The organism is Arthrobacter sp. BK1, assembly GCF_056680055.1.
The window spans coordinates 3,440,517-3,463,657 of record NZ_CM155263.1 but is presented as its reverse complement, the minus strand read 5'-3'; the positions used below and the strand labels follow the sequence as shown (position 1 = coordinate 3,463,657).

The window sequence follows — 23,141 nt, the reverse complement described above, 5'->3', positions numbered from 1 at the left end:
CCGGCGATTGATTGTAAGGTTGGTAGAGAACCGCGCAGGCAGCAGGCCAGCACCACGCGCCCAGGTAAAAGCGCCAGCCAACAAGGAGAGACCATGAAACCGGAACCCGCCGGAACAGTCACGTCCAAGGGCGCTTCAGTGCCAGTGCGGGCACGCTTCGGCTCATCCGAAGTCCCGGCGTCGCGCGCAACACAGGACCGGATCGACATCCCCGAGTTCGCCCCCAACCTCGTCCCCGAAGGTGACATCCGGCCTGACCGGTTCCTGGACCGGGAACTGAGCTGGCTCGCGTTCAACTCCCGGGTCCTGGAACTCGCGGAGGATCCCACACTCCACCTGCTGGAGCGCGTTGCTTTCCTCTCCATCTTTGCGTCCAACCTGGACGAGTTCTTTATGGTCCGGGTGGCAGGCCTGAAGCGCCGCATCGCCACCGGCCTGGCTGTGCCTTCCCCCGCCGGACTCAGCCCAGTGGAAGTGCTGGAAGAGATCGGCGACGAAGCCCACCGCCTCCAGCAGCGCCATGCCCAGGTCTATGCGGAGCAGATCCGCCCGGCCCTCGCCTACGAGCACATCCACCTGATGCACTGGGATGAACTGGACGACGCCGCCAAGCAGCAGCTCAGTGCCATGTTCGCCGAAAAGGTCTTCCCGATCCTGACGCCGTTGGCCGTGGACCCGGCACACCCCTTCCCCTATATCTCGGGCCTATCGCTGAACCTGGCCGTGGTGGTACGCAACCCCGTCAGCGATAAGGAGCTGTTCGCCCGCGTCAAGGTTCCGGACCAGCTGCCCCGCCTGATCTCCATCGACGGCCCCCGGGCCGGCGCCGTGGCGGGCAGGGTGGCGCGTTTCATCGCCCTTGAAGAAGTCATTGCCGTCCACCTGGACAAGCTCTTTGCCGGGATGGAGGTCCTGGAGCACCACATCTTCCGCGTCACCCGCAACGAGGACCTGGAAGTGGAAGAGGACGACGCCGAGAACCTCCTCCAGGCCCTGGAGAAGGAACTGCTGCGCCGCCGGTTCGGCCCTCCCGTCCGCCTTGAGGTAACCAACGACATCAACCCCAACATCCGGGCCCTGCTGATCCGCGAGCTCGGTGTGGAAGAGTCCGAGGTGTACTCGCTCCCGGCTCCGCTGGACCTCCGCGGGCTCTCGGTCATTGCCGGCATTGACCGGGCCGATCTGCACTATCCCAAGCACATGCCGCACACGTCCCGGTACCTCAACGAGTCCGAGACCTCCAAGGCCGCCAATGTCTTCTCGGCCATGCGCCGCCGCGACATCCTGCTGCACCACCCCTATGACTCCTTCTCCACGTCGGTGCAGGCGTTCCTGGAACAGGCCGCCGCTGACCCCAAGGTCCAGGCGATCAAGCAGACCCTGTACCGGACCTCCGGTGACTCCCCCATCGTTGACGCCCTGATCGACGCCGCCGAGGCCGGCAAGCAGGTGCTGGCGCTCGTGGAGATCAAGGCCAGGTTCGATGAGCAGGCCAACATCTCCTGGGCGCGCAAGCTCGAACAGGCCGGCGTCCATGTGGTGTACGGGATCGTGGGCCTGAAGACGCACTGCAAGCTCTCGCTCGTGGTCCGCCAGGAGGTGGACGGCCTTCGCCGCTACTGCCATATCGGTACCGGCAACTACCACCCCCGCACCGCGCGCTATTACGAGGACCTGGGCCTGCTGACGGCCAACGAGCAGGTGGGCGAGGATCTTTCCAAGCTCTTCAACCAGCTTTCCGGCTACGCGCCGAAGTCCACGTTCAAACGCCTGCTGGTGGCTCCCCGCTCTGTCCGGTCGGGGCTGATCGACCGCATCGAGACCGAGATCCGCAACGCCCGCGCCGGAGTGGCCGCAAGGGTCCAGATCAAGGTCAACTCCATGGTGGACGAGGCAATCATCGACTCCCTCTACCGCGCGTCCCAGGCCGGCGTGATGGTGGATATCATTGTCCGCGGCATCTGCTCCCTGCGTCCGGGCGTTCCGGGCCTCAGCGAGAACATCACCGTGCGTTCGGTGCTGGGCCGTTTCCTGGAGCACTCGCGGGTGTTCGCGTTCGCCAACGGCGGGGACCCGGTGGTCTACATCGGCTCGGCCGACATGATGCACCGGAACCTGGACCGCCGGGTTGAAGCCCTGGTCCAGCTGTCCAATGCCGACGACATCACCTACGTCCTTGACCTCCTGCGGCGGTACATGGATCCGGAGACGGCCAGCTGGCACCTTGACAACCAGGGCCTGTGGGCGCGCCACCACATTGCGGATGACGGCACCCCGCTGGATGACATCCAGTCCTGGCTGCTCGCATCGCGCCCCCGCCAGCGCACGCTGAGCCGGCGGTAGGGCTGCGGCGTTGGCAAGCGACACCCTGGCAGCAGACCAGACAGACCATCCCGGTGAGGCGGTCGCGGTTGTGGCCGCGGGGGCTGTGCCCTGGCGCGTCAATTCGAACGGGCTTGAGGTCCTCCTGATCCACCGGCCCCGGTACGACGACTGGTCATGGCCCAAAGGCAAGATCGACGACGGCGAGACCCTTCCTGAGTGCGCGGCGCGTGAGGTCCAGGAGGAGATCGGGTTGTCCGCTGCCCTCGGAATCCCCCTGCCGCCCATCCACTATCACGTGGCGTCCGGGCTGAAGGTAGTCCATTACTGGGCCGTCCACGCCAACGGCGCCCGGCTCCTGCCGGACGGCAAGGAAGTGGACAGCATCATGTGGTGCGCGCCGGAAAAGGCAGCCGCACTGCTGTCCAACCCGTCCGACGTCGTTCCCCTGGAGCACCTCAAGGCCGCCCATCAAAAAGGCGAACTCGAAACCTGGCCGTTTATTGTGGTGCGGCATGCGAAGGCCAAGCCGCGCTCGTCCTGGTCCAAAGCCGAGGGTGAACGCCCCTTGGCGGCCACCGGCATCAGGCAGGCGCAGGCGGTGGGCCGGCTGCTGCAGGCCTGGTGGCCGCCGCGTGTGGTCACCAGCCCCTGGCGGCGCTGTGTGTCCACGGTGGCTCCCTATTCGAGGGCATCGGGAGCGAAGGTCAAACTCGTGGATGCGCTGACCGAACACCGTCACGCCAGGACGCCCAAGAAAACGGCATCGGTGATCGCCTCCTTGCTGGAAAAGCAGCAGGCCGTCGCCGTCTGCACGCACCGGCCTGCCCTGCCCACCGTCCTCAGCCAGTTGGGCAAACACATGTCGCCGCGGCTGCGGACCCTCCTGCCCTCCTCTGACCCGTACCTGACGCCCGGAGAGATGCTGGTCTGCCATGTGGCGGTGGGCCGGAAGAACCGGATCGTGGCGGTGGAGCAGTTCAAACCGTTTGATGACTAGGGCCTTCCGAGGGTTCCGTGTCCTCGCCGGTAGACTTGAGACGTGAGCATACCGACGCCTTATGAAGACCTTCTCCGCGACGTTCTGGCCCATGGGACGCACAAATCAGACCGCACGGGCACCGGCACCACCAGCGTTTTCGGCCGTCAGATCCGCTTCGACCTGGCCACGGGCTTCCCGCTGATCACCACCAAGCGCGTGCACTTCAAGTCCGTCGCGGTGGAGCTGCTCTGGTTCCTCCGCGGCGATTCCAATGTGAAGTGGATGCAGGATCAGGGCGTCACCATCTGGAACGAATGGGCTGACGTGGACGGTGAACTCGGGCCCGTATATGGCGTCCAGTGGCGCAACTGGCCCACGCCTGACGGCGGCCACATCGACCAGATCGCCGAACTGGTGGAGAACCTGAAGTCCAACCCTGACTCCCGCCGGCATATTGTGTCCGCGTGGAACGTCTCTGAACTCCAGGACATGGCACTTCCCCCCTGCCATGCGTTCTTCCAGTTCTACGTGGCAGACGGCAAGCTCTCCTGCCAGCTGTACCAGCGCTCAGCGGACATGTTCCTCGGTGTGCCGTTCAACATCGCGTCCTATGCGCTGCTCACATGCATGATCGCGCAGCAGGTCGGCCTGGAACCGGGCGAATTCGTCTGGACCGGCGGAGATGTCCACATCTACGAAAACCACATGGACCAGGTCCTCAAGCAGCTGGACCGTGAACCGTACGACTACCCGCAGCTGAGGATCACCCGGAAGCCGGAGTCGATCTTCGACTACACCCTCGAAGACTTCGAAGTGCTGAACTACCGTCACCACCCCACGATTAAGGCTCCGATCGCCGTATGAGCACCGAGAACACCGCAGACCCCCAGGCCTTTACAGCGGAGATCGCCGCGTCAGCGACCGGCGTCGGCCTCGTGTGGGCCCAGACCTCCGGCGGCGTGATCGGCAAGGACGGCGCCATGCCGTGGAACCTGCCGGAGGACCTTGCACACTTCAGCCGGCTCACCAAGGGGCACCCCGTCATCATGGGCCGGAAGACCTGGCTGTCCTTTCCCGCCAAGTACCGGCCCCTCCCCGACCGGACCAACATCGTCATCACCCGGCAGAAAAACTGGGGTGGGACGCCTGAGGCGGAGGGCGCCGTCGTGGTCCCCTCCCTGGATGACGCGCTCCTGGAGTCCCAGTTCGTCGACGGCGGCGAGACGGTCTGGATCCTGGGCGGCGGCGAAGTCTTCCGCCAGTCCACCGATCTCGCCAACGTCGCAGTGGTGACCACCATCGACGTGGAAGCCGACGGCGACACCTACGCGCCGGAGCTCGATGAAACCTGGGAGGCGGCCTCCTCGGTACCGCCGGACGGCTGGCTGACGGCAGCCAACGGAACACGCTACAGGTTTACCAAATGGGTCAGGACGCAGGGCTGAGATGCTGAAAAAACCGGAAACACTGTTCGTCCTGGGCTACATGCTGCTGCCCCTGCTGGCGCTCCTGTCCGCGATCGTCGGACTGACCATGATCCTGGGCGGCAACAAAATCGCCGGCGCCATCGTGCTGGTGGTGGTGACGCAGGTCTTCGCCTTCGGTGCGTTCTTCGCGTTGCGCGCGCGCAAAGCTGCCGTGCTGGAGGAGTCCGACCGCAGCTGACGCCCTTTCGCGGCGGTTGCGCGTGCCGCCGTCGTACGCAGATACCCAACCCGGCCGGCGGCGTGACGTAACCGACTGCGCCCTGCCGGTTCCGAAGTCTAAACTGTACGAATGACTACAGCAGCTACCCCCTCCGTCGGCCTGGTCGGATGGCGCGGCATGGTCGGCTCCGTCCTGATGCAGCGCATGCAGGACGAGGGCGACTTCGCCAACATCAACCCGGTATTTTTCTCCACCTCCAACGCTGGGGGTGCCGCGCCGTCGTTTGCTGACGGTGCCGGCACGCTCGAGGATGCGTTCGACGTCGACACCCTGGCGAAGCTGCCGATTATTGTCACCGCCCAGGGCGGGGACTACACCAAGCGCGTCCACGCCGAGCTTCGCGGCCGCGGCTGGGACGGCCTCTGGATCGACGCCGCCTCCACGCTGCGCATGAATGACGACTCGATCATCGTGCTGGACCCGATCAACCGCGATGTCATCGACAAGGGCCTGGTCAACGGCACCAAGGACTTCATCGGCGGCAACTGCACTGTGTCCTGCATGCTGATGGGCCTGGGCGGGCTGTTCAAGAACGGCCTCGTCGAGTGGGGCACCTCCATGACCTACCAGGCGGCCTCCGGCGGCGGCGCCCGGCACATGCGCGAACTGCTCAGCCAGTTCGGCACGCTCAACGCCGAGGTCAGCTCGGAACTGGACGACCCGGCGTCGGCCATTCTCGAAATTGACCGCAAGGTCCTTGCCCACCAGCGCACCAGCATCGACGCCACCCAGTTCGGCGTGCCGCTGGCCGGCTCGCTGATCCCCTGGATCGACGCGGACCTGGGCAACGGACAGTCCAAGGAAGAGTGGAAGGCCGGGGTTGAGACCAACAAGATCCTGGGCACCTGCGACGAGAACCACGTGATCATGGACGGGCTCTGCATCCGGATCGGCGCCATGCGCTCCCACTCGCAGGCGTTGACGTTAAAGCTCCGCGAGGACCTCTCCGTGGCCGAGATCGAGAAGCTGCTCGCTGATGACAACGAGTGGGCCAAGGTCATTCCGAACACCAAGGAAGCCTCCATGGCCGGGCTGACCCCCGTAGCCGCGTCCGGCACCCTGGACATCCCCGTGGGCCGTATCCGCAAGATGGAGATGGGCCCGCAGTACATCAGCGCCTTCACCGTGGGCGACCAGCTCCTCTGGGGTGCAGCCGAGCCGCTGCGCCGCATGCTCAACATCGCCACCGGGAACCTGTAACGCCCGCCGGCAACACAGCAACGCGGGGTCACTTACCGCCCGATCCGCACCCGCGGGAGGGCATTAAGTGACCCCGCGTTGCTTTTTGTCAGGTGGTGAGGAAGGCGTCAGGAGTTGAGGAAGGCGAGGTAGCGGCGGGCGGCTTTGGTGAAGGCAGCCTGCGCGCCGGCTCCCAAGTGCCCCGCGTCGTCGAACAGTACAGGCACGACGGCGGCGCTCCGGCCGGTGCCTTCGCGGGCCCACGTGCCGATCACCTCTCCCCCCGCCACTACGGTTTTCTTGAACACTCCATTGCCGCCCGGGACGATCCTGTTGGCGTGCTCCGGCGCCAGGACGAGGCTCCGGTCCTGGTAGCCGAGCAGGAACTCGTCGAAGCCCGGGAGCAGGTGGACCGAGCGCTGGCCCGGCACGCCGTCGTCGAGCAGGGCCGCCGTCTCCGGCGACACCCAATAGCTGGAACCGCCGAACTCCAGCTCCACCAGCTGGCCCCTGACCTGTTCAAATGCTGCCCTTACTTCGGTCAACGGAAGCTGGGTCCACCAGGCGAAGTCACGCAGGGTAGCCGGGCCGTGGCTCCGGAAATAGCGCAGCACGAACTCGGCGATCGCTTCCTGCCCCTCAAGTGCGCGCGATTCCGGGATCCAGTCATCGAAGGCCACCATCAGCTGCTGGTTCCCGGATAGGGGCCCCTGGACCAGCCAGGCGTGCCGGCACAACGTTCCCAGGATATGGATCCCGCGCTGGCCGGTAGTTGGCTGGCCTGCCGCCTCAAAGACGGCGAAGAGTTCCGCCCTGCTCAAAGCGATGCCGCCCGCCAGCTGCTCCAGGGCGGCGTCACGGCACTTTTCGATGTCCGTCCACGCGATGTCCAGCTCGCGGTGCCTGCCGGCAATGCTGCGGGTGAGGCGTTCGGCGGTGAGGTCCAGCATCCACCGAAGGTCCTCGGGTGCCACCAGGTGCAGCGTCCCGCGCATTGGCCAGGACCGGACCACACTGCCGTTGTCCAGTGCTGCCCGGACATCGCCCAGACCAGATCCCGGGACCCGCAGACCCACCGCCCACAGCGCCGCCTGCAGGTCCTGCGCCTGCGAGGCCGTCATCCATCGGACAGCTTCCGGAACCGAGCCCAGCCCGGGACCAAGAAGCCCTTGGGAAGCGAGACGGAGCCGGCCCATGAGCTTCCGGTTGATGCGCATGCCGCCCACTTCCTCTTCCGCCAGAAACCTGCCCCTAAGCCTGCCGTGGCCGCCGCTCGCCGCCGTCGCCGCCGCCGCCGTCGTCGTTAGAGCGTCAGGCCGATCAGCAGCGGTTCCGGGTGCAGCTCAATGCCAAACCGTTCGACGACGCCGGCCCGCACCTCGCGTGCGATCGCCAGGATGTCCTTGGCGCTGGCTGAGCCCCGGTTGGTGATGGCCAGGGAGTGTTTGGTGGAGAGGGAAGCCCGCCCGCCGGACGCGCTGGAATCCTCCAGCCCATAGCCTTTGCCGAATCCGGCCTGATCGATGAGCCAGGCGGCGGACAGCTTGACCAGCCCGTCTTCACCGGCAGGGTACTTGGGCGCGGCCTCCGGCAGGCCTGCCGCCACGTCCGCAGGAACGATGGGGTTCGTGAAGAACGAGCCGGTGGAATACGTGTCCCGGTCCGCCGCATCCCACACCATGCCTTTGGAGGTGCGCAGCCGCAGCACTTCGCGGCGGACATCGTTGGCGTAGGCACGCTGGCCCTGTTCCACGCCCAGCGAGCGTGCCAGTTCGGCGTAGCGGATGGGGGCGCTCATCCGGCCCAGCGGCAGCTGGAACTCCACGGTGAGCACCACGTAGCGGGGTGAGCCGTTGACGGTGGTCTGCTTGAGGATGGAATCCCGGTACCCGAACTTCAGCTCCGAGTTGGTGAAGGTCTGCACGGCGTTCCGTGTCCGGTCCCACGTTCGCACGGCCGCGATGGTCTGGGAGACTTCGGAACCGTAGGCACCAACGTTCTGGACGGGCGTGGCTCCGGTCAGGCCCGGGATTCCGGCCAGCGCCTCGATGCCGGACCAGGCGTGCAGGACCGCGTGTTCCACCAGGGCGTCCCAGTTGTGACCTGCCTGCACCACCACGGCAAGGCCGCCGCAGGAGTCTTCGGCGTTGACGGTGAACCCTTCAGAGGCGATTTTGACCACGGTTCCGGGGAACCCGTCGTCGGAAATCAACAGGTTGGACCCGCCGCCGATGATCAGCACCGGCTCGGCCGCTGCATCGGCGGAACGGACGGCGTCGATGATCTCCGCCTCGGTCCGGGCCTCGATGAACGTCCCGGCAGGGCCTCCAACGGCGGACGTGGTCAGGTGGGAGAGCAGTGTTTGGGTCACCGTTCCAGCTTAACGCAGTGGCGTCGGCGGAACTTTGCGGGCCACCGGCGACAGCAGGAAACTGACCACCAGCATCACCATCACGGACAGCAGGGAGTGCAGGATGCCCACGTGTTCAGCCAGCAGGCCCAGCAGCGGCGGTCCGCACAGGAACGCCCCGTATCCGATGGTGGAGACCACGGAGACCCGGGCCGCTGCTTTGGCGGGCTCGTCAGCCGCGGCTGACATCCCCACCGGGAAACCCAGGGAGGCACCCAGTCCCCAGATGGCCAGGGCCACGTACGCGAGCCAGGGCACCGGGGCAAACACAAACAGGCCTAGCCCGAACACGGCCAGCGCCGCACACCAGCGCATCACCGGGACCCGGCCGAACCGGTCGAGCACCAGCGTCCCGGCGAACCGGCCGATGGTCATGAAGGTCACGAACAATCCATAGCCGGCGGCCCCGGCAGCGTCCGTCTGGCCATGCCCGTCGGCAAGGGCCAGCGCTACCCAATCGCCGGCAGCCCCTTCTGCGAGGGCAAGTCCCAGCACCATCACCCCGAGCAGGAGCGTGCGCCGGTCCCGCCAGGCCTCGGCGATCTTGCGTTTGTTGTCCAGCGGGACGGGCGGAACATCGGAGCCTTCCAGCGGCCGGGTGCCCGGGGTGATGATGGCGATGGGGCCCGTGGACGGGTCCTCGAAGTTGTCCGGAACGTAAGTGCGTTCGCCGGCTACCGGGGTGATGTCGGCGCGGAACCATGCTGCCGCCGTCGTCACCGAAACCGCAACCACGGCGCCCGCCGCCGTAAGGTGCCAGAACACCGGAAGCGATGCTGCCGCCGCCCACGCGCCCAGCCCTGCGCCCGCCACGGTGCCCAGGCTGAAGGCCCCGTGGAGACGCGGCATGATGTGCCGGCCCACGGCCCGTTCGACGGCCGCGCCTTCAACGTTGGACGCGGTGTTCCAGCTGGCCGTGCCGAGGCCGATGACTGCCAGGCCCGCGGCTACAGCCACGGGATTGGCCAGCACCGACGTACCGAAGCCGGTGATGGCCAGCCCGGCGCCCACCATGAGGCTGCCGGTCCGGATGGTCAGCTTGGAGCCCAGCCGCAGCACAATCAGCCCGGAGGCGGATACGGACAGGAATGAACCCAGCGTCATGCACAGCAGAAGCAGCCCGACGTTGCCGGGAGTGAGGTCCAGGCCGTCGCGGATGGCCGGCAGCCGTGACACCCAGGAGGCGAAGGCCACTCCGCTGGCGCCATAGGCCACCACGACGGCGTTGCGCCAGCGTGTGACCTCGGCAGCAGTCGCTGCCGGGGTGGTCAAGGACTCGCCGCGGTTCAGGACACCCTGACGACGGCCTGGGCCTTCATCAGCACTTTCTGGCCCGCCGAGACGACGGTGAGGTCGATGCGTGCGGTGCCGGCATCGGCGTCGAGCTTTCCAATGGCGCCGCTGACCTCGATGGTTGCCCCGGGTTCCGGGGAGCCGGTGGTGTCCGTCACCGGAACGGGCTTGGTGAAACGCGTCTGGAAATCGACGACGGCGGCGGGATCGCCTGCCCAGTCGCTCACCAGTTGCACGGCAGCACCCATGGTGAACATGCCGTGGGCGATGACGCCGGGCAGTCCGACTCCGGTGGCGAAGGCTTCGTTCCAGTGGATGGGGTTGAAGTCCCCGGAGGCACCGGCGTACTTGACCAGGTCCGTGCGGGTGACCTCGATGGTGCGGCTGCCGATGTCCTGGCCGGCCGTGAGTTCGTTGAAAGTGGGGCTCATGGTTACTGTCCCTCTCCGCGGACCAGGATGGATGAGGTGGTGGTGGTGACCGGTTCACGGCTTTCGTTGCTGCCGTCGGATACGGCGAAGATTTCGGCGCGGGTGGTGATCATGGCCCCGCCTCCCATGGCGCGGACGCCGTCAACGTGGAGTTCGGCGACGAGCCGGTCGCCGGCGATGATAGGGCGGTGGTGGATGAAGCGCTGGTCCGCGTGGACCACCCGGGAGAAGTCGATCCCGGCTTCCGGATCCTCGATCAGCTGGGCGTCGGCGCGCTGGGCAATGATGATGGCGAAGGTGGGCGGCGCAACAAGGTCCCGGTGGCCCAGGGTCTTGGCGGCCTCGACGTCGAAGTGGGCGGGGTGGGTGGCCTTGACCGCGCGGGCGAACTCGCGGATTTTTTCGCGGCCGACGTCGTACACCTCTGCGGCAGGGTAGCTGCGGCCCTGCAGATCCGGATTGATAGTCATGACTCCAAGCCTATCCTTAGGGCTGCCGCCGGGGGGCCTTGTGTCGCCCTGATATGATGGATTCATCATTCCATCAAGTGACCTTGAGAGATGCCGCAAAGGAGCGCACGCCATGTTGTCCCCCGCCCAGGCCCCGCTGTACGAGATCAAGGCCAACCTGTTCAAAGCACTGGCGCACCCGGCCCGGATCAGGATCCTGGAGCTGCTGGCTGCGGCCCCGGAGAACACAGCTCCTGTCAGCTACCTGCTCACCGAAACCGGGCTTGAGGCCTCCCACCTTTCACAGCACCTCGCCACCCTGCGCAAGCACAAAGTAGTGACGTCGGTGCGGACGGCCAACGCCGTGACCTACCGACTGGCGCACCCTGGGATTTCGAAACTGCTTTCCATCGCCCGCGCCTTCCTGCTCGACAGCCTTGCTGATTCGAACGAACAACTCAGGCTCGCGCAGGAACTGCCTGCCGGGCACCTTCCGGCGGAGTCAGCCTCGTGAGCACGGCCCTGCGGTCCGGTTCCACGGCGCTCGCCCGGTTCCTGCCCTCCCGGGCGGACTACGCCGGACTCCGGCAGTCCTGGCGGTCAGACCTGCTGGCCGGGATCACGGTGGGCATCGTGGCACTGCCGCTGGCTCTCGCATTCGGGGTCAGCTCGGGGGTGGGCGCCGAGGCCGGCCTGATCACCGCGATCGTGGCCGGGCTGGTGGCTGCGGTGATGGGCGGCTCGCATGTCCAGGTCTCGGGACCCACCGGCGCCATGGTGGTGGTGCTGGCTCCCGTGGTGGCGGTGCACGGGACGGGCAGCGTGGCCCTGGTTTCGCTGATGGCCGGGCTCATGGTCTGCGTCCTGGGCATCAGCGGGCTGGGCAAGGCGGTGGCCTTCATCCCGTGGCCGGTGGTGGAAGGCTTCACCCTCGGCATTGCCGCCATCATTTTCCTCCAGCAGGTTCCATTGGCCACCGGCACGGCCGGGACGCCCGGCCACAACACTCTGCTGGCGGCCATCGAAGCAGCGTCCCGGGCCGAGTCCCCTACCGTCATGCTGACGCTGGCACTCGTGGCGGGCGTCGCCGTCGTGATGGTGATGGTCCAGAAATTCTTCCGGGCACTGCCGGCCAGCCTGCTCGCTGTCATCCTGGCGGCTGTGGCCGCCGAACTTCTGGGGCTGGACGTTCCCCGGATCGGCGCGCTGCCGCATTCCCTGCCCTCCCCCGCGCTGCCGGTGATGGACATTGCTTCACTGGGCGCCCTGGCGATGCCCGCCGTCGCGATTGCAGCGCTCGCGGCCATCGAATCGCTGCTGTCGGCCCGCGTGGCAGGCGGCATGGCAGGCCCGGACGGAACCCCCAGCGGGGCCTACAGCCCTGACCGCGAACTCACCGGCCAGGGCCTGGCCTCGATCGCTGCCGGTTTGTTTGGCGGCATGCCGGCCACCGGAGCCATTGCCAGGACTGCCGTGAATGTGCGCTCAGGTGCCAGGACCCGCCTTTCCGCGGTGGTGCATGCGGTGGTGCTCCTGGGCATCGTCTATCTGGCCGCCGGGCTGGTAGGTCAGATTCCGCTGGCCGCCCTGGGAGGTGTGCTGATGGTGACCGCGACCCGCATGGTGTCCCGGCGGACGGTCGCGGCGATCCTGCGGTCCACGCGGCCGGATGCGGTGGTTTTCATCCTCACGGCACTCATTACGGTGGCTTTCGATCTGATCGTCGCGATCCAGATCGGGCTCGCAGCGGCCGCGCTGTTCACGCTGCGCAAGTTTGCTTCGCTGAGCAGTGTCCAGCGCGAGGACATTTCCGGGCCACGGGCCGAAGGCGATGAGCATATTGCCGTGTTCCGGCTGGACGGCGCCATGTTCTTCGGCGCCGCTGAACGCATCCTCCAGGAGATCAGCCAGGTGCGGGACATCCAGGTGGCCATTATCAGGCTCTCCCAGCTCCGGATGCTGGACGCCACCGGCGCCCATGCCCTCGTGGAGGTCATCTCCGCCCTGGAGCTGCGCGGCATCACGGTCCTCCTGAAGGGAGTCCGGCCGGATCACCTGCAGTTGGTGACCAACGTTGGCGTGATCCGCTCGCTCCGCCACCACAAGCACCTGTTCGACGATCTTCCGGCGGCCGTGGAGCATGCCCGCAGCCATGTGGGCAGGAACGCCGCCGCGGCGGCTAGCGCCTGAGGTTTTTCCGGATCGCCTGGCCGCGGACCACCATGCCCACGATGTGCAGGACCAGGCCCAACCCGATGACGGCCAGGGAGGCGACGGCCAGATCCCGGTTGTTGCTGGTGTTGCCCACAATGTTCAGGATCAGCCCGACGCCGATCAGCGCCATGGCACTGAAGACCAGGACTTTGTACGAGGTGGGCGCAGACTCCCAGAATTCTTTGAGCACCGTGACAGTCTACCGAGCGCCGCAGCTTCAGTAGACTGCGCGCCCCGCAACGGCAACGCGGGGTCACTCCACGCCCGATCCGACGGCGTTATCGGGCGTGGAGTGACCCCGCGTTGCTTGGAGGGGTGTTGCTTGGAGGGGGTTACAGGGCGTTACAGGGCGGGCTGGACTCCGAAGGCCACTGCAAGCTTCATAATCTTCTCGGCACGGCCCAGGCGCGGGAGGTCGGAGCCGTCGCGGATAACACGGCCGTTGGCCTCGAAGTCGGCCATGAAGTCGGTAGCCCAGGCGACGTCGGACGGCGTGGGGCTGATGACCTCGTTGATCACCGGGGTCTGGTCGATCGCCAGGCAAAGCTTTCCGGTCATGCCCATCATGACGGTGATGCCGGTCTGCTCGCGCAGGATGGGGTGGTTGGTGCCCACGGTGGGGCCGTCGATGGGGCCGGGCAGGTTGCCGACCCGGCTGGCGACCACGAGCTTGGCGCGCGGGTAGGCCATGGCCTCGGCGGTGGCGGCCATGCCGGTGTCGCGGCGGAAGTCACCGGAGCCGAAGGCGAGGCGGAACGCGCCCTGCGCCTTGGCGATGTTGTTGGCTTCCTCGATGCCGACGGCGGATTCCACCAGCGGGATAACAGGCGTTTTGCCGTCCATGCGGTGGAAGCTTTCGGTCACCTGGTCAGCGGACTCGGTTTTGGCGAGCATGACCCCGAGCAGGCCGGGGGTTCCACGCAGTCCGGCGAGGTCGTCGGCCCAGAACGGGCTGGTGGCATCGTTGATGCGGACCCAGGCCTTGCCGCCGCCGCTCAGCCAGTCGATGACGTGTCCGCGGGCCTGGTCCTTCTGGGACGGGTCCACTGCGTCTTCGATATCAAGGATGATCGAATCCGCGCGCGAGCTGGCGGACTGGTCGAACAGTTCTGTTTTCATTGCGTTCACCAGGAGCCATGAACGGGCGATTTCTGCTGGGATATTGCGTTCCGGCCGTACGGTCTCGGTGGCGATGGTTGACGTCATGCTTCTACCGTATCCGGCATGGCACCGCCAGCGCTAAGTGGTAGCGCCATCACATGACCAATACGAACAATACGGGCGTGCGGCGTCACGGATCAGGGGATGTTGGTCCCCCGGGCGGCGATCCACAGCCCGTACCATTCGGACCGGGTCAGGGCCGCAGCTACCCGGCCGGCATCCGCGCAGGCCCTGATCCGGGCCGGATTGACCGTCCCGATCACGGGCGCAATCTTCGCCGGGTGCTTCATCAGCCAACCCAGCAGCACCGCTTCGCCGGACGTTTCGTACTTCCCGGCCAGCTCCGCCACCAGCGTTGCCGCGGCGGTCTCGGCCGACGTCGGATCTTCCGGCGCGGCACCGGTGTAAAGTCCCCGTGCCAGCGCACCGTAGGCCTGCAGTGTGACGCCGTTCCGGGCGCAGTATTCGAGTGTTCCGTGGGGGAAACTGTAGTCCAGCGACTCTGCGTGGTTCACCAGGACCTGGCTTTCCAGCCAGGCCCGCTTGAGCAGGCTCATCTCCAGCTGGTTCGCCACGAGGGGTACCTCCAGCCGGTCCTGCAGCGCCTGGATCTGCGCCCCGGACATGTTGGACACGCCGAACGCACGTACCTTGCCCTCGGCCAGCAGCTGCCCGACGGCGTCCGCCACCTCTGCGAGGTCAGTCAGCGGATCGGGGCGGTGCAGGAGGAGCACGTCCACGAAGTCCGTCCGCAGCCTCGCCAGGCTGCCACCGACGCGCTCCAGGATGGCGTCCCGGCTCAGGTCATAGTGCCCAGGGATCCCCTTCTCGCCCAGCCGGATCCCGCACTTTGTCTGCAGCCGGATGCGCTCGCGCAGGCCCGGCGTAGCCGCCAGCACCTCCCCGAACACGGCCTCGGACTTGCCTTTGCGGTAGATGTCGGCGTGATCAAACAGTGTGATGCCCGCGTCCAGCGCGGCCTCGATGGCCGCCGCAGCCTCGTCCACATGGTCGGTGCCGTGCGGCTCGTCGGACCAGCTGCCGCCCAGGCCCATGCAGCCGTAGATGAGCTCCTGCGCGGACGATGGAGCGGTGTGTTCAGTCATTGCTTCACTCTTTCATGGGCGGCGGCAGACGGACAGGTGGCGGGACCCGGCCGGGCCCCGCCATCTGTGTTCGGAATGTCAGGGATGTCAGCGCAGCCAGGCAGTGCTGTTGGCGGCCAGCTTGCCGTCTTCCAGCGGGGCGCTGCTGACCAGTACGGTCCCTGCGGGCAGTTCGACGGCGAGGTCACCGAAGTTGGTCACTGACTGCCAGCCACCGGGACGGCCGAAATGCAGGACCTTTGAGTTGGCCGTGGGGATCCAGGTCAGTTCCTCATCGGCCTGGAGTTCCCGGCGCAGCTTCAGGGCCTTCCGGTACAGCTCCAGGGTGGATCCTTCGGTGCCGTCCTCGGCCTCGACGGCGTACTTGGCGAACCAGTCCGGCTGCGGCAGGTGGGCGCCGCCATCGCCGAAGCCGAAGGACGTGCCTTCGACGTTCCACGGCAGCGGGACGCGGCAGCCGTCCCGGCCCACCTCAACGCCCCTGTTCCGGAAGTAGGTGGGATCCTGGCGGTCGGCGTCGGCAATGTCAGCCACCTCCTGCAGGCCCAGCTCCTCGCCCTGGTAAAGGTAGGCGGAACCGGGGAGCGCGAGCATCAGCAGGCTGGCTGCGCGGGCCCGGCGCTCACCGAGCTCCACATCCAGCTCCTCCTGTGGGCCGCCGGCCAGCAGCCAGTCCTTGCCGTCCTGGCCTTTGTCATGGGCCTTGGTCTTGTCCTTGGGGAACTGCGGCAGGCCGTAGCGCGTGGCGTGCCGGACGACGTCGTGGTTGGAGAAGACCCACGTGGAGGAAGCGCCGGTGGCTGCCGCTTCGGCGAGGTTGCGGGTGATGATTTCGCGGAATTCCTCGGCGTCGAAATCGGCCTGGAGGAGGTCGAAGTTGAACGCCTGCCCCAGCCCTTCAGGGCTGGCGTAGCGGGCGCGCCGCGTGGCGTGGACCCAGGCCTCGGCCACGGCGGTGCGCGGCGGGTTGTATTCGTTGAAGACCTCGCGCCACTCGGTGTAGATCTCGTGCACCTCGTCGCGGTCCCAGAAAGGGTGCGTGCCGTCGTCGAAACCGTCCACACCGGTGTTGGCGGCGCTCAGTTCCAGCTTGGACAGCAGGGGCTCGGTGAGGTCTTTGGTGAGGGCATGGGCCACGTCCACGCGGAAGCCGTCCACGCCGCGGTCAGACCAGAAGCGCAGGGTCCTGAGGAAGTCGTCGCGGACTTCCCGGTTGGACCAGTTCAGGTCCGGCTGCTCCTTGGCGAAGATGTGCATGTACCACTGGCCCGGGGTGCCGTCAGGCTCGGTGATGCGCTCCCAGGCCGGCCCGCCAAAGACTGAATCCCAGTCCGAGGGCGGGAACTCGCCGTTGGGGCCCTTGCCGTCGCGGAAGATGTAGCGGTCGCGGGCAGCGGAGCCCTTCGGCGACGCGAGGGCCTCCTTGAACCATTCGTGCCGGTTGGAGGAGTGGTTGGGCACGATGTCGGCGATGAGCTTGATCCCGGCCTGGTGAAGGGCTGCGGCCATTTCGTCGAAGTCCGCCAGCGTGCCGAGCTTGGGGTCCACATCGCGGTAATCGTCCACATCGTAGCCGCCGTCGGCGAGGGCCGAGGGGTAGAACGGGCTCAGCCAGACGGCGTCGATCCCCAGTTCCTTCAGGTACGGGACCCTGGCCGTGATGCCCTTGATGTCACCGATGCCATCGCCGTTCGAGTCGGAGAAGCTGCGCGGATAGATCTGGTACACGGCGGCCTGGCGCCACCAGTTGGGATCGCTCATGCGGTCTGAATCGGACAGGGTTGCCAGCGTGGCGGTGTTGGGCAAGGGAATCCTTCGGAGGTCTCGGCCGTCGTTATTTGATGGTGGTTACGCTCAAGGGAAGCAATTTAGATAGAATCTAAATATACTCACCATCAATTATCGGTCCCGGGTATCGGAAGGTCAAGATCACATGAAAGCAGGCGGAGCGGCCACGCCCCAGATGATGCGCCGGGTCAATGCCCACGCTGCCTTGGCCTTCCTGCGGAGCACCGGGGTAGCCACCGGCACCGACCTGATGGCAGCCACGGGCCTGACCAGGGCCTCCGTCATTGCCGTGTGCGAAGACCTGCTGCGCCGCGGGTGGATCAGCGAGCTGGACTCCGGCCGCGAAACCGGCTCACTGAAGGGCCGGCCCGCCCGGCGCTTCGAACTGAACCCCCGGGCGGGCTTCGTTGTGGGCATCGACATCGGCGCCGCCACCACCACTGCGGTGGTGGCGGACCTTCGCGGAACCATTGTGGGCAAGGCGAGCCGCTCCTTCCGCAGCGCTGAAATTCCGGCCCGCGAGCGGATCGAGGTGGTGAACGAGGCGTGTGGCGAGGCATTGGCTGAGGCAGGGACCGGTCCGGCTGCTGTCCTGGCGGTAACAGCGGGCCTGGCAGCACCCGTGGACCGGGACGGCAACGTCCTGCTGACAAAGCAGTTCTGGCGGAAGTTCGACGTCGGGCTCCGCACGGCCCTTGCCGAGCGGCATGGCTGGCAAGTACTGCTGGAAAACGACGCCAACCTGGCCGCTTTGGGTGAACGGTGGCGGGGATCAGGCGTAGGCGTCAATGACCTGGTGGTCATCCTGGCCAGCGAGCGGATGGGCGCCGGCATTATCGAGTCGGGCCGGCTGCTGCACGGACACAGCGGGGCCGCAGGCGAGATGGGCTACCTGGACATGATCGAGGGCGTGGGCAGCGCCGATGGCATCGCCTACCTTGCCCGCGAGTGGTTTGCCCGGCCCGGGGAACCGCCCACGGTCGAAGCCCGGGAGGTGTTCGCGGCCGCGGCAGCCGGTGACCCCGCCGCCGTCGTGGTCATGGACAGGCTGGCAGAGCGCGTGGCACGGGTGATCGCCTCAGTGGCCATTATGGCCAACCCCGAGCAGGTGGTGCTCGGCGGCGCCGTAGCCCATTCAGCGGGGATGCTGCTGCCGGGCATCATGGAGCGGCTGCCCCGCTTCACCGCCACGGTCCCCCGGGTCACGGCCTCGCCGCTGGGCGATTCGATCGTGACGGTGGGGGCGGTCCGGCATGCGCTGGACTACGTGGAGGCGCATGCCCTCGACCTGGAACTTCCGGCGGGGGCGTAGGGCCGGCCGCGCTCAGGCCCGGGGCTGCAGCGCCGCAGCGATGGGCAGGGTGCCGTCGCGGAATTCGATGGTCCTACCGGCGGTCTCGGGCAGGTCAAGCACCGCCGCAGCAACACTGGCAGTATTGCTGCGGGACGTTTCCTGGCCGCCCTCCCGCAGGGGATCCACCTCGATGAGCCCGGTCCCGGGCCGGTCCGTCAGGGCGCCCGGCCCCAGGATGGTCCACGCCAGGTCCGTGCCGCGCAGGTACTCGTCCGCCGCCGCTTTGGCCTGTGCATAGGCGAAGAAGCTGTTGTCCGCCGGCACCCCATGGTCCGGACCGGCGCCCAGGTAGGAGACCATGACATAACGCCCGACGCCGGCCTCCGCCGCCGCGTCCATCGACCGGATCGCGGCGTCGCGGTCCACCGCATACGTCCTCTCCGGGTTGCCGCCGCCGGCGCCGGCGGACCAGACCACCGCGTCATGTCCGCTGAGCGCACCGGCGATTTCCGCCGTCGTCGAGTTTTCAATGTCCAGGACCGACGGCGTCGCGCCGGTTGCCGCGACGTCGCCGGCATGGTCCGGGTTGCGGATGATCGAGGTGACGCTGTGGCCTTCCCCGGTGAGCAGGGCGGACAGGTGAAGGGCCACTTTGCCGTGGCCGCCGATGATTACGATGCGGGTCATGTCCCCCATTCTGCACCTGCCGGACCCCGGAAGGCCGGACCGCGCCGCCCGGGGGACGCCGGGCTCAGGGCAGCACGCGGTAGCGGAGGTACACCGTGCCGCTGCCGAAGGTATGTTCCTGAAGGAGTTGAAGCCTGAGGTTCAGGCCATCGGGAAGGTACTTCCGGCCGCCGCCCACCACGTACGGGCAGACGAAGAGACTGCATTCGTCCACCAGCCCCGCCTGCAGGGCAGCGGAGGCCAGGATGGGACCGCCGATTCCAAGACCGCTCTCGGTTCCGGCCTTCAGCTTCCGGACTGCCTCAGGATCGAAAGTCTTCTCGATCCTGGTGCGGGCGGTGGAGGCGGCAGCAAGCGTTGTGGAGTACACCACCTTGTCTGCTCCGTGCCAGATCCGCGCAAAATCCTGCACTACAGCAGGCTCCGCCGAGGTGTCCCAGGTTTCCCAGACCGACATGACCTCGTACATGTTGCGGCCAAAAAGGTACGTGCCTACGTCTCGTTGGAGGTCGTTGACGAAGGCATGGACTTCCTCATCCGGCTGGCTGAAATCGAAATTGCCGTCCCGGTCCGCGATGTACCCGTCCAGCGAAGCGGAGAGGTGGTATGTGAGCTTGCCCATGCGCACATTCTGCCCCGGCGGGATCCGGGTTGGATAGGCGTCTGTGCGGGCCGGAAGATCCGGGGTATGCAAAAGGACCCCGGAGGCATTGGCCTTCGGGGTCCTGCTCTGTAGCGGTGGGGAGGCTCGATCTCCCGACCTCACGATTATGAGTCGTGCGCTCTAACCAACTGAGCTACACCGCCACGAATGAGAAAAACCTGCGCAAGCCGGTCAAAAACCGCCTTGACACAGGCCCTCATCCAGAGCCCCCCACCGGAATCGATCCGGTGACCTCGTTCTTACCAAGAACGCGCTCTACCACTGAGCTAGGGGGGCAACGAGTAAATACTCTACCGGAAGATTTCGCCACCAACAAATCGGCATCAGGGCCGGTCAAAGGGCGCCGAAACAGTTGCATCGGCGCCCTTTTTATGGCCTCAATCCGGGGTTGAAAACTACGGCAGGCGCAGCACCTGTCCGGGGTAAATCAGGTCCGGATTCGGGACGGTGTCCGCGTTGGCCGCGATCAGGGCGTCCAGGTCCACGCCGAACTGCACGGCGATCCCGCCCAGGGTATCCCCGGCCTCAACCACGACCTCCGAAACCGCCGCCGGGGCGGGAGCGGGCGGTGCCGCAGCTGCGGCTGCAACTGCAGCCTGCGCGTCGCCTGCCTGCTGGGCGGCTGACGCGTCAGCGGCGGCCTGGTTGGCGGCTGCAGCGTCTACGGCAGCCTGGTCAGACGCTGCCCGGTCCGCGGCGGCCTGCTTGGCGGCTGCAGCGTCCGCGGCGGCCTGATCAGCCGCTGTTTGGTCCGCTGCAGCCCGGTCCGCTGCCGCCTGGTCCTGGCTCACCTCTGGGGTGGCTGTGCCGGCAGGAGTTGCCTGGGTGGTGCCGGCTCCGGCCTCCACGCCCCCGCCTGCCTGCGGCGCATCCTTCGCCCCGTTCTTGTCCCCAAGCCCGAGGTTCTTCTTCAGATCGTCCAGGAATCCCACAGTGTTGCCTTTCATGAGGCTTTGCGACCGACAGAGCCGGGCCGCAGCCAGGTCGGGTCGATCCGCAGCTACGCGGTCGGTAGCCCCTCGATCGTATGGGTGGAAGCATCCGCTGCCAAGGACCGGACCCGCCGCGGCAGCACGCCGTCGGGCGTTAAATGCCTGTGGGCCGGCTCGAAAGCCGGCCCACAGGGGGAATTTGTCAGGCTAGCTGACGGTTACCACTTGCCCTTGCGGTTGAAACCGCCCTGGCCGCCCTCGGTGCGGGGCTTGCGTGAGCCGTCGCCGTGGCCGCCGAAGCGGGAGTCGCTGGCCTGGCCGCGGTTTGCGCCGCTGTCGGTGCCAACGGAGCGCTCTGAACGGTCGCTGTACGAGCGGCCGCCGCGGTCAGCTGAGCTGCGCTCGCCGTCGGACTTGCGGAATTCCTTCTTGAACCCGCCGTTGCCCTTGAAGTTGCCGCCGCGGTCTCCACCGGAGTAACCGCCGCGGTCGCCGCCGCCACGGTTGCCCTGGTATCCGCCACGCTCGCCGCCGCCGGAGGGCTTGCGGCCGTTGTCCAGCTCGAGGTGGATCAGTTCGCCGCCGATCCGGGTGCGGGACAGTGCGCGCAGCTGCTCGGGGCTCAGGTCCGCCGGAAGCTCCACGAGGGAGTGGTCCGAGCGGATGTCGATGCCGCCGATCTGGGCCGAGGAGATGCCGCCTTCGTTGGCAATGGCGCCAACGATGGAACCCGGCATAACGCGCTGGCGGCGTCCGACGGCGATCCGGTAGGTGGCGTTGCCCTCGGTGAGCGTGCGGGTGGGGCCGCGTGAGCCGAAGCCGTCCTTGGAGCGCTCGCGCTTCTGGAACTCGGGAGCTGCAGGCAGTTCCTTGACCAGCAGCGGCTGTCCGCCCTGTGCCATGACGGCCAGTGCAGCAGCGATCTCCGAGGCCGGCACGTTGTGCTCTTCCTCGTAGGAGGAGATGAGGTCGCGGAACGCGGCAACGTCCTCGGACTCGAGGGTCTCGGTGATGCGCTCGGCGAACTTGCCCAGGCGCAACGTGTTGACCGTCTCGGCCGTCGGCAGGTGCATCTGCTCCACCGGCTGGCGGGTTGCCTTCTCGATGGAACGCAGCAGGTACTTCTCCCGCGGGGTCATGAACAGCACAGCGTCACCACTGCGGCCTGCACGGCCGGTACGGCCGATGCGGTGCACGTAGGACTCGGTGTCGTGCGGGATGTCGTAGTTGATCACGTGGCTGATGCGCTCGACGTCAAGGCCGCGGGCCGCGACGTCGGTGGCCACGAGGATGTCGATGCGGCCTTCCTTCAGCGCCTCGACGGTCCGCTCGCGCTGCTGCTGCGGGATGTCGCCGTTGATGGCGGCAGCCTGGAAGCCCCGCGCCTTCAGCTTGTCAGCCAGGTCCTCGGTAGCCATTTTGGTGCGCACGAAGGCGATAACGCCGTCGAACTCTTCAACCTCGAGGATGCGGGTCAGCGCGTCCAGCTTGTGCGGGCCCATGACCTGCAGGTACCGCTGGCGGGTGTTGGCGCCGGTGGTGGTCTTGGACTTGACCGAGATCTCGGCCGGGTTGTTCAGGTACTGCTTGGACATCCGGCGGATCTGGCTCGGCATGGTGGCGGAGAACAGGGCAACCTGGCGGTCCGACGGAGTCTGCTGGAAGATCTGCTCCACGTCTTCGGCGAAGCCCATGCGCAGCATTTCGTCGGCCTCGTCCAGCACCAGGTACTGGAGTTCGGACAGGTCCAGGGAACCCTTGGAGATGTGGTCGATCACACGGCCGGGGGTACCCACAACAACCTGGGCACCGCGGCGCAGGCCGGCGAGCTGGGGGCCGTAAGCGGAACCGCCGTAGACGGGGAGGACCGTGAAGTCATCGATGTGCTTGGCGTAGGAGGTGAAGGCCTCGGCAACCTGGAGCGCGAGCTCGCGGGTCGGTGCCAGGACCAGGGCCTGGGTCTTGCGGGACGGGCCGTTGAGGTCGTGGAGCTCGGCCAGGCGGGACAGTGCCGGTACTGCGAATGCTGCAGTCTTACCGGTACCCGTCTGGGCGAGGCCCACGACGTCGCGGCCTTCAAGCAGCAACGGGATGGTTGCGGCCTGGATGGGGGAAGGCTTTTCGTAGCCGACATCCTGCAGTGCTGCGAGGACGCGGCCGTCAATGCCGAGATCGGCGAAGCGGATGCCGTCAGCTTCAGTGCCGGCCTCTCCGCTGGTGGGGTCAGCCTGGGGGGCTTCTTCCGTGCGTGCTTCTTCGGTGCGGGGGGCTTCAGCCTGGGGAGCTTCTTCGGCCTTGATGGCCTCGGCCTGCGGGGCTTCGTCCTGCTGGACGTCTGCCTGGGGGGCGTCTGCCTGCGGTGCTTCGTCCTGCTGGACGTCTGCCTGGGGGGCGTCTGCCTGCGGTGCTTCGATGAAGACTGCAGCGGGTGCGGTCTCGACGTCGGTCACGGTGTTTTCGGTCTCGACGGAGTCATTTTGGTTTTCGGGCATAGGGAAATTTCCTCATCCATAGGGGGCCAG

22 protein-coding genes and 2 tRNA genes are annotated in these 23,141 nt (G+C 66.9%); 9 read left to right on the top strand and 15 right to left on the bottom strand.

The window, feature by feature from the left end; genetic code table 11:
• Window positions 1–93 precede the first annotated feature (93 nt).
• The 6 genes from AC1MCA_RS15830 (at window position 94) to asd (ending at window position 6,211) form a co-directional block, all read left to right on the top strand.
• Window positions 94–2,343 (top strand): RNA degradosome polyphosphate kinase, encoded by a 2,250-nt coding sequence (locus AC1MCA_RS15830; protein ID WP_479799039.1) that lies wholly within the window; start codon window positions 94–96, stop codon window positions 2,341–2,343.
• Between the two features lie 10 nt (window positions 2,344–2,353).
• Window positions 2,354–3,322 (top strand): NUDIX hydrolase, encoded by a 969-nt coding sequence (locus tag AC1MCA_RS15825; protein WP_479799037.1) that lies wholly within the window; start codon window positions 2,354–2,356, stop codon window positions 3,320–3,322.
• Window positions 3,323–3,364: 42 nt separating this feature from the next.
• Complete coding sequence (locus AC1MCA_RS15820; RefSeq protein WP_108600214.1) at window positions 3,365–4,168, top strand: thymidylate synthase; 804 nt, start codon at window positions 3,365–3,367, stop codon at window positions 4,166–4,168.
• Window positions 4,165–4,749, top strand: coding sequence for a dihydrofolate reductase (locus tag AC1MCA_RS15815; RefSeq protein ID WP_479799035.1), 585 nt, complete (start codon window positions 4,165–4,167; stop codon window positions 4,747–4,749). Before AC1MCA_RS15820 ends, AC1MCA_RS15815 begins: the two co-directional genes overlap by 4 nt.
• A gap of 1 nt (window position 4,750) precedes the next feature.
• Window positions 4,751–4,969: an NF038396 family protein gene (locus tag AC1MCA_RS15810; RefSeq protein ID WP_440151119.1), complete on the top strand. Its 219-nt coding sequence runs from the start codon at window positions 4,751–4,753 to the stop codon at window positions 4,967–4,969.
• A 111-nt stretch (window positions 4,970–5,080) separates the two neighbouring features.
• Complete coding sequence (gene asd, locus AC1MCA_RS15805) at window positions 5,081–6,211, top strand: aspartate-semialdehyde dehydrogenase (RefSeq protein WP_479799032.1); 1,131 nt, start codon at window positions 5,081–5,083, stop codon at window positions 6,209–6,211.
• Between the two features lie 107 nt (window positions 6,212–6,318).
• Here the strand turns inward: asd and AC1MCA_RS15800 are convergent, their stop codons facing one another.
• The 5 genes from AC1MCA_RS15800 to AC1MCA_RS15780 form a co-directional block, all read right to left on the bottom strand.
• Window positions 6,319–7,407: a winged helix DNA-binding domain-containing protein gene (locus tag AC1MCA_RS15800; protein WP_479799031.1), complete on the bottom strand. Its 1,089-nt coding sequence runs from the start codon at window positions 7,405–7,407 to the stop codon at window positions 6,319–6,321.
• A gap of 86 nt (window positions 7,408–7,493) precedes the next feature.
• Complete coding sequence (locus AC1MCA_RS15795) at window positions 7,494–8,561, bottom strand: UDP-N-acetylmuramate dehydrogenase (protein WP_479799030.1); 1,068 nt, start codon at window positions 8,559–8,561, stop codon at window positions 7,494–7,496.
• Window positions 8,562–8,570: 9 nt separating this feature from the next.
• Window positions 8,571–9,872, bottom strand: a complete 1,302-nt coding sequence (locus AC1MCA_RS15790; RefSeq protein ID WP_479799028.1) for an MFS transporter — start codon at window positions 9,870–9,872, stop codon at window positions 8,571–8,573.
• Window positions 9,873–9,886: 14 nt separating this feature from the next.
• Complete coding sequence (locus AC1MCA_RS15785) at window positions 9,887–10,324, bottom strand: MaoC family dehydratase (protein WP_479799026.1); 438 nt, start codon at window positions 10,322–10,324, stop codon at window positions 9,887–9,889.
• A 2-nt stretch (window positions 10,325–10,326) separates the two neighbouring features.
• Window positions 10,327–10,794, bottom strand: coding sequence for an FAS1-like dehydratase domain-containing protein (locus AC1MCA_RS15780; RefSeq protein WP_479799025.1), 468 nt, complete (start codon window positions 10,792–10,794; stop codon window positions 10,327–10,329).
• 112 nt (window positions 10,795–10,906) lie between these two features.
• Between AC1MCA_RS15780 and AC1MCA_RS15775 the strand changes: the two genes are divergently transcribed.
• The gene (locus AC1MCA_RS15775; protein ID WP_479799023.1) at window positions 10,907–11,287 is read left to right on the top strand and encodes an ArsR/SmtB family transcription factor; all 381 of its coding nucleotides are present in this window, start codon (window positions 10,907–10,909) and stop codon (window positions 11,285–11,287) included.
• Window positions 11,284–12,963: a SulP family inorganic anion transporter gene (locus tag AC1MCA_RS15770; RefSeq protein WP_479799021.1), complete on the top strand. Its 1,680-nt coding sequence runs from the start codon at window positions 11,284–11,286 to the stop codon at window positions 12,961–12,963. Before AC1MCA_RS15775 ends, AC1MCA_RS15770 begins: the two co-directional genes overlap by 4 nt.
• Here AC1MCA_RS15770 and AC1MCA_RS15765 read toward each other — a convergent pair.
• From AC1MCA_RS15765 to AC1MCA_RS15750, 4 genes are all read right to left on the bottom strand, one after another.
• Window positions 12,953–13,177, bottom strand: coding sequence for a DUF3188 domain-containing protein (locus tag AC1MCA_RS15765; protein WP_479799019.1), 225 nt, complete (start codon window positions 13,175–13,177; stop codon window positions 12,953–12,955). The two genes, AC1MCA_RS15770 and AC1MCA_RS15765, sit on opposite strands and share 11 nt — an antisense overlap.
• 152 nt (window positions 13,178–13,329) lie before the next feature.
• The gene (locus tag AC1MCA_RS15760) at window positions 13,330–14,193 is read right to left on the bottom strand and encodes an HpcH/HpaI aldolase/citrate lyase family protein (RefSeq protein WP_479799017.1); all 864 of its coding nucleotides are present in this window, start codon (window positions 14,191–14,193) and stop codon (window positions 13,330–13,332) included.
• A 92-nt stretch (window positions 14,194–14,285) separates the two neighbouring features.
• Window positions 14,286–15,254, bottom strand: coding sequence for an aldo/keto reductase (locus AC1MCA_RS15755; protein ID WP_479799015.1), 969 nt, complete (start codon window positions 15,252–15,254; stop codon window positions 14,286–14,288).
• Window positions 15,255–15,341: 87 nt separating this feature from the next.
• Entirely contained in the window at window positions 15,342–17,060 is a 1,719-nt protein-coding gene (locus AC1MCA_RS15750; protein WP_479799013.1) for a glycoside hydrolase family 13 protein, read from the bottom strand.
• A 127-nt stretch (window positions 17,061–17,187) separates the two neighbouring features.
• Between AC1MCA_RS15750 and AC1MCA_RS15745 the strand changes: the two genes are divergently transcribed.
• Entirely contained in the window at window positions 17,188–18,354 is a 1,167-nt protein-coding gene (locus tag AC1MCA_RS15745; RefSeq protein WP_479799012.1) for an ROK family protein, read from the top strand.
• Window positions 18,355–18,366: 12 nt separating this feature from the next.
• On the opposite strand, the gene AC1MCA_RS15740 is transcribed toward AC1MCA_RS15745, so the two are convergent.
• From AC1MCA_RS15740 to AC1MCA_RS15715, 6 genes are all read right to left on the bottom strand, one after another.
• Window positions 18,367–19,023: an SDR family oxidoreductase gene (locus tag AC1MCA_RS15740; RefSeq protein ID WP_479799010.1), complete on the bottom strand. Its 657-nt coding sequence runs from the start codon at window positions 19,021–19,023 to the stop codon at window positions 18,367–18,369.
• A 64-nt stretch (window positions 19,024–19,087) separates the two neighbouring features.
• Window positions 19,088–19,645, bottom strand: coding sequence for a dihydrofolate reductase family protein (locus AC1MCA_RS15735; RefSeq protein WP_479799009.1), 558 nt, complete (start codon window positions 19,643–19,645; stop codon window positions 19,088–19,090).
• Window positions 19,646–19,756: 111 nt separating this feature from the next.
• A tRNA-Met gene (locus tag AC1MCA_RS15730) sits at window positions 19,757–19,830 on the bottom strand.
• Window positions 19,831–19,891: 61 nt separating this feature from the next.
• Window positions 19,892–19,963: transfer RNA gene (locus tag AC1MCA_RS15725), tRNA-Thr, on the bottom strand.
• Window positions 19,964–20,082: 119 nt separating this feature from the next.
• Window positions 20,083–20,634, bottom strand: coding sequence for a LysM peptidoglycan-binding domain-containing protein (locus AC1MCA_RS15720; RefSeq protein WP_479799007.1), 552 nt, complete (start codon window positions 20,632–20,634; stop codon window positions 20,083–20,085).
• Between the two features lie 203 nt (window positions 20,635–20,837).
• Window positions 20,838–23,111, bottom strand: a complete 2,274-nt coding sequence (locus AC1MCA_RS15715) for a DEAD/DEAH box helicase (RefSeq protein ID WP_479799006.1) — start codon at window positions 23,109–23,111, stop codon at window positions 20,838–20,840.
• Window positions 23,112–23,141 lie beyond the last annotated feature (30 nt).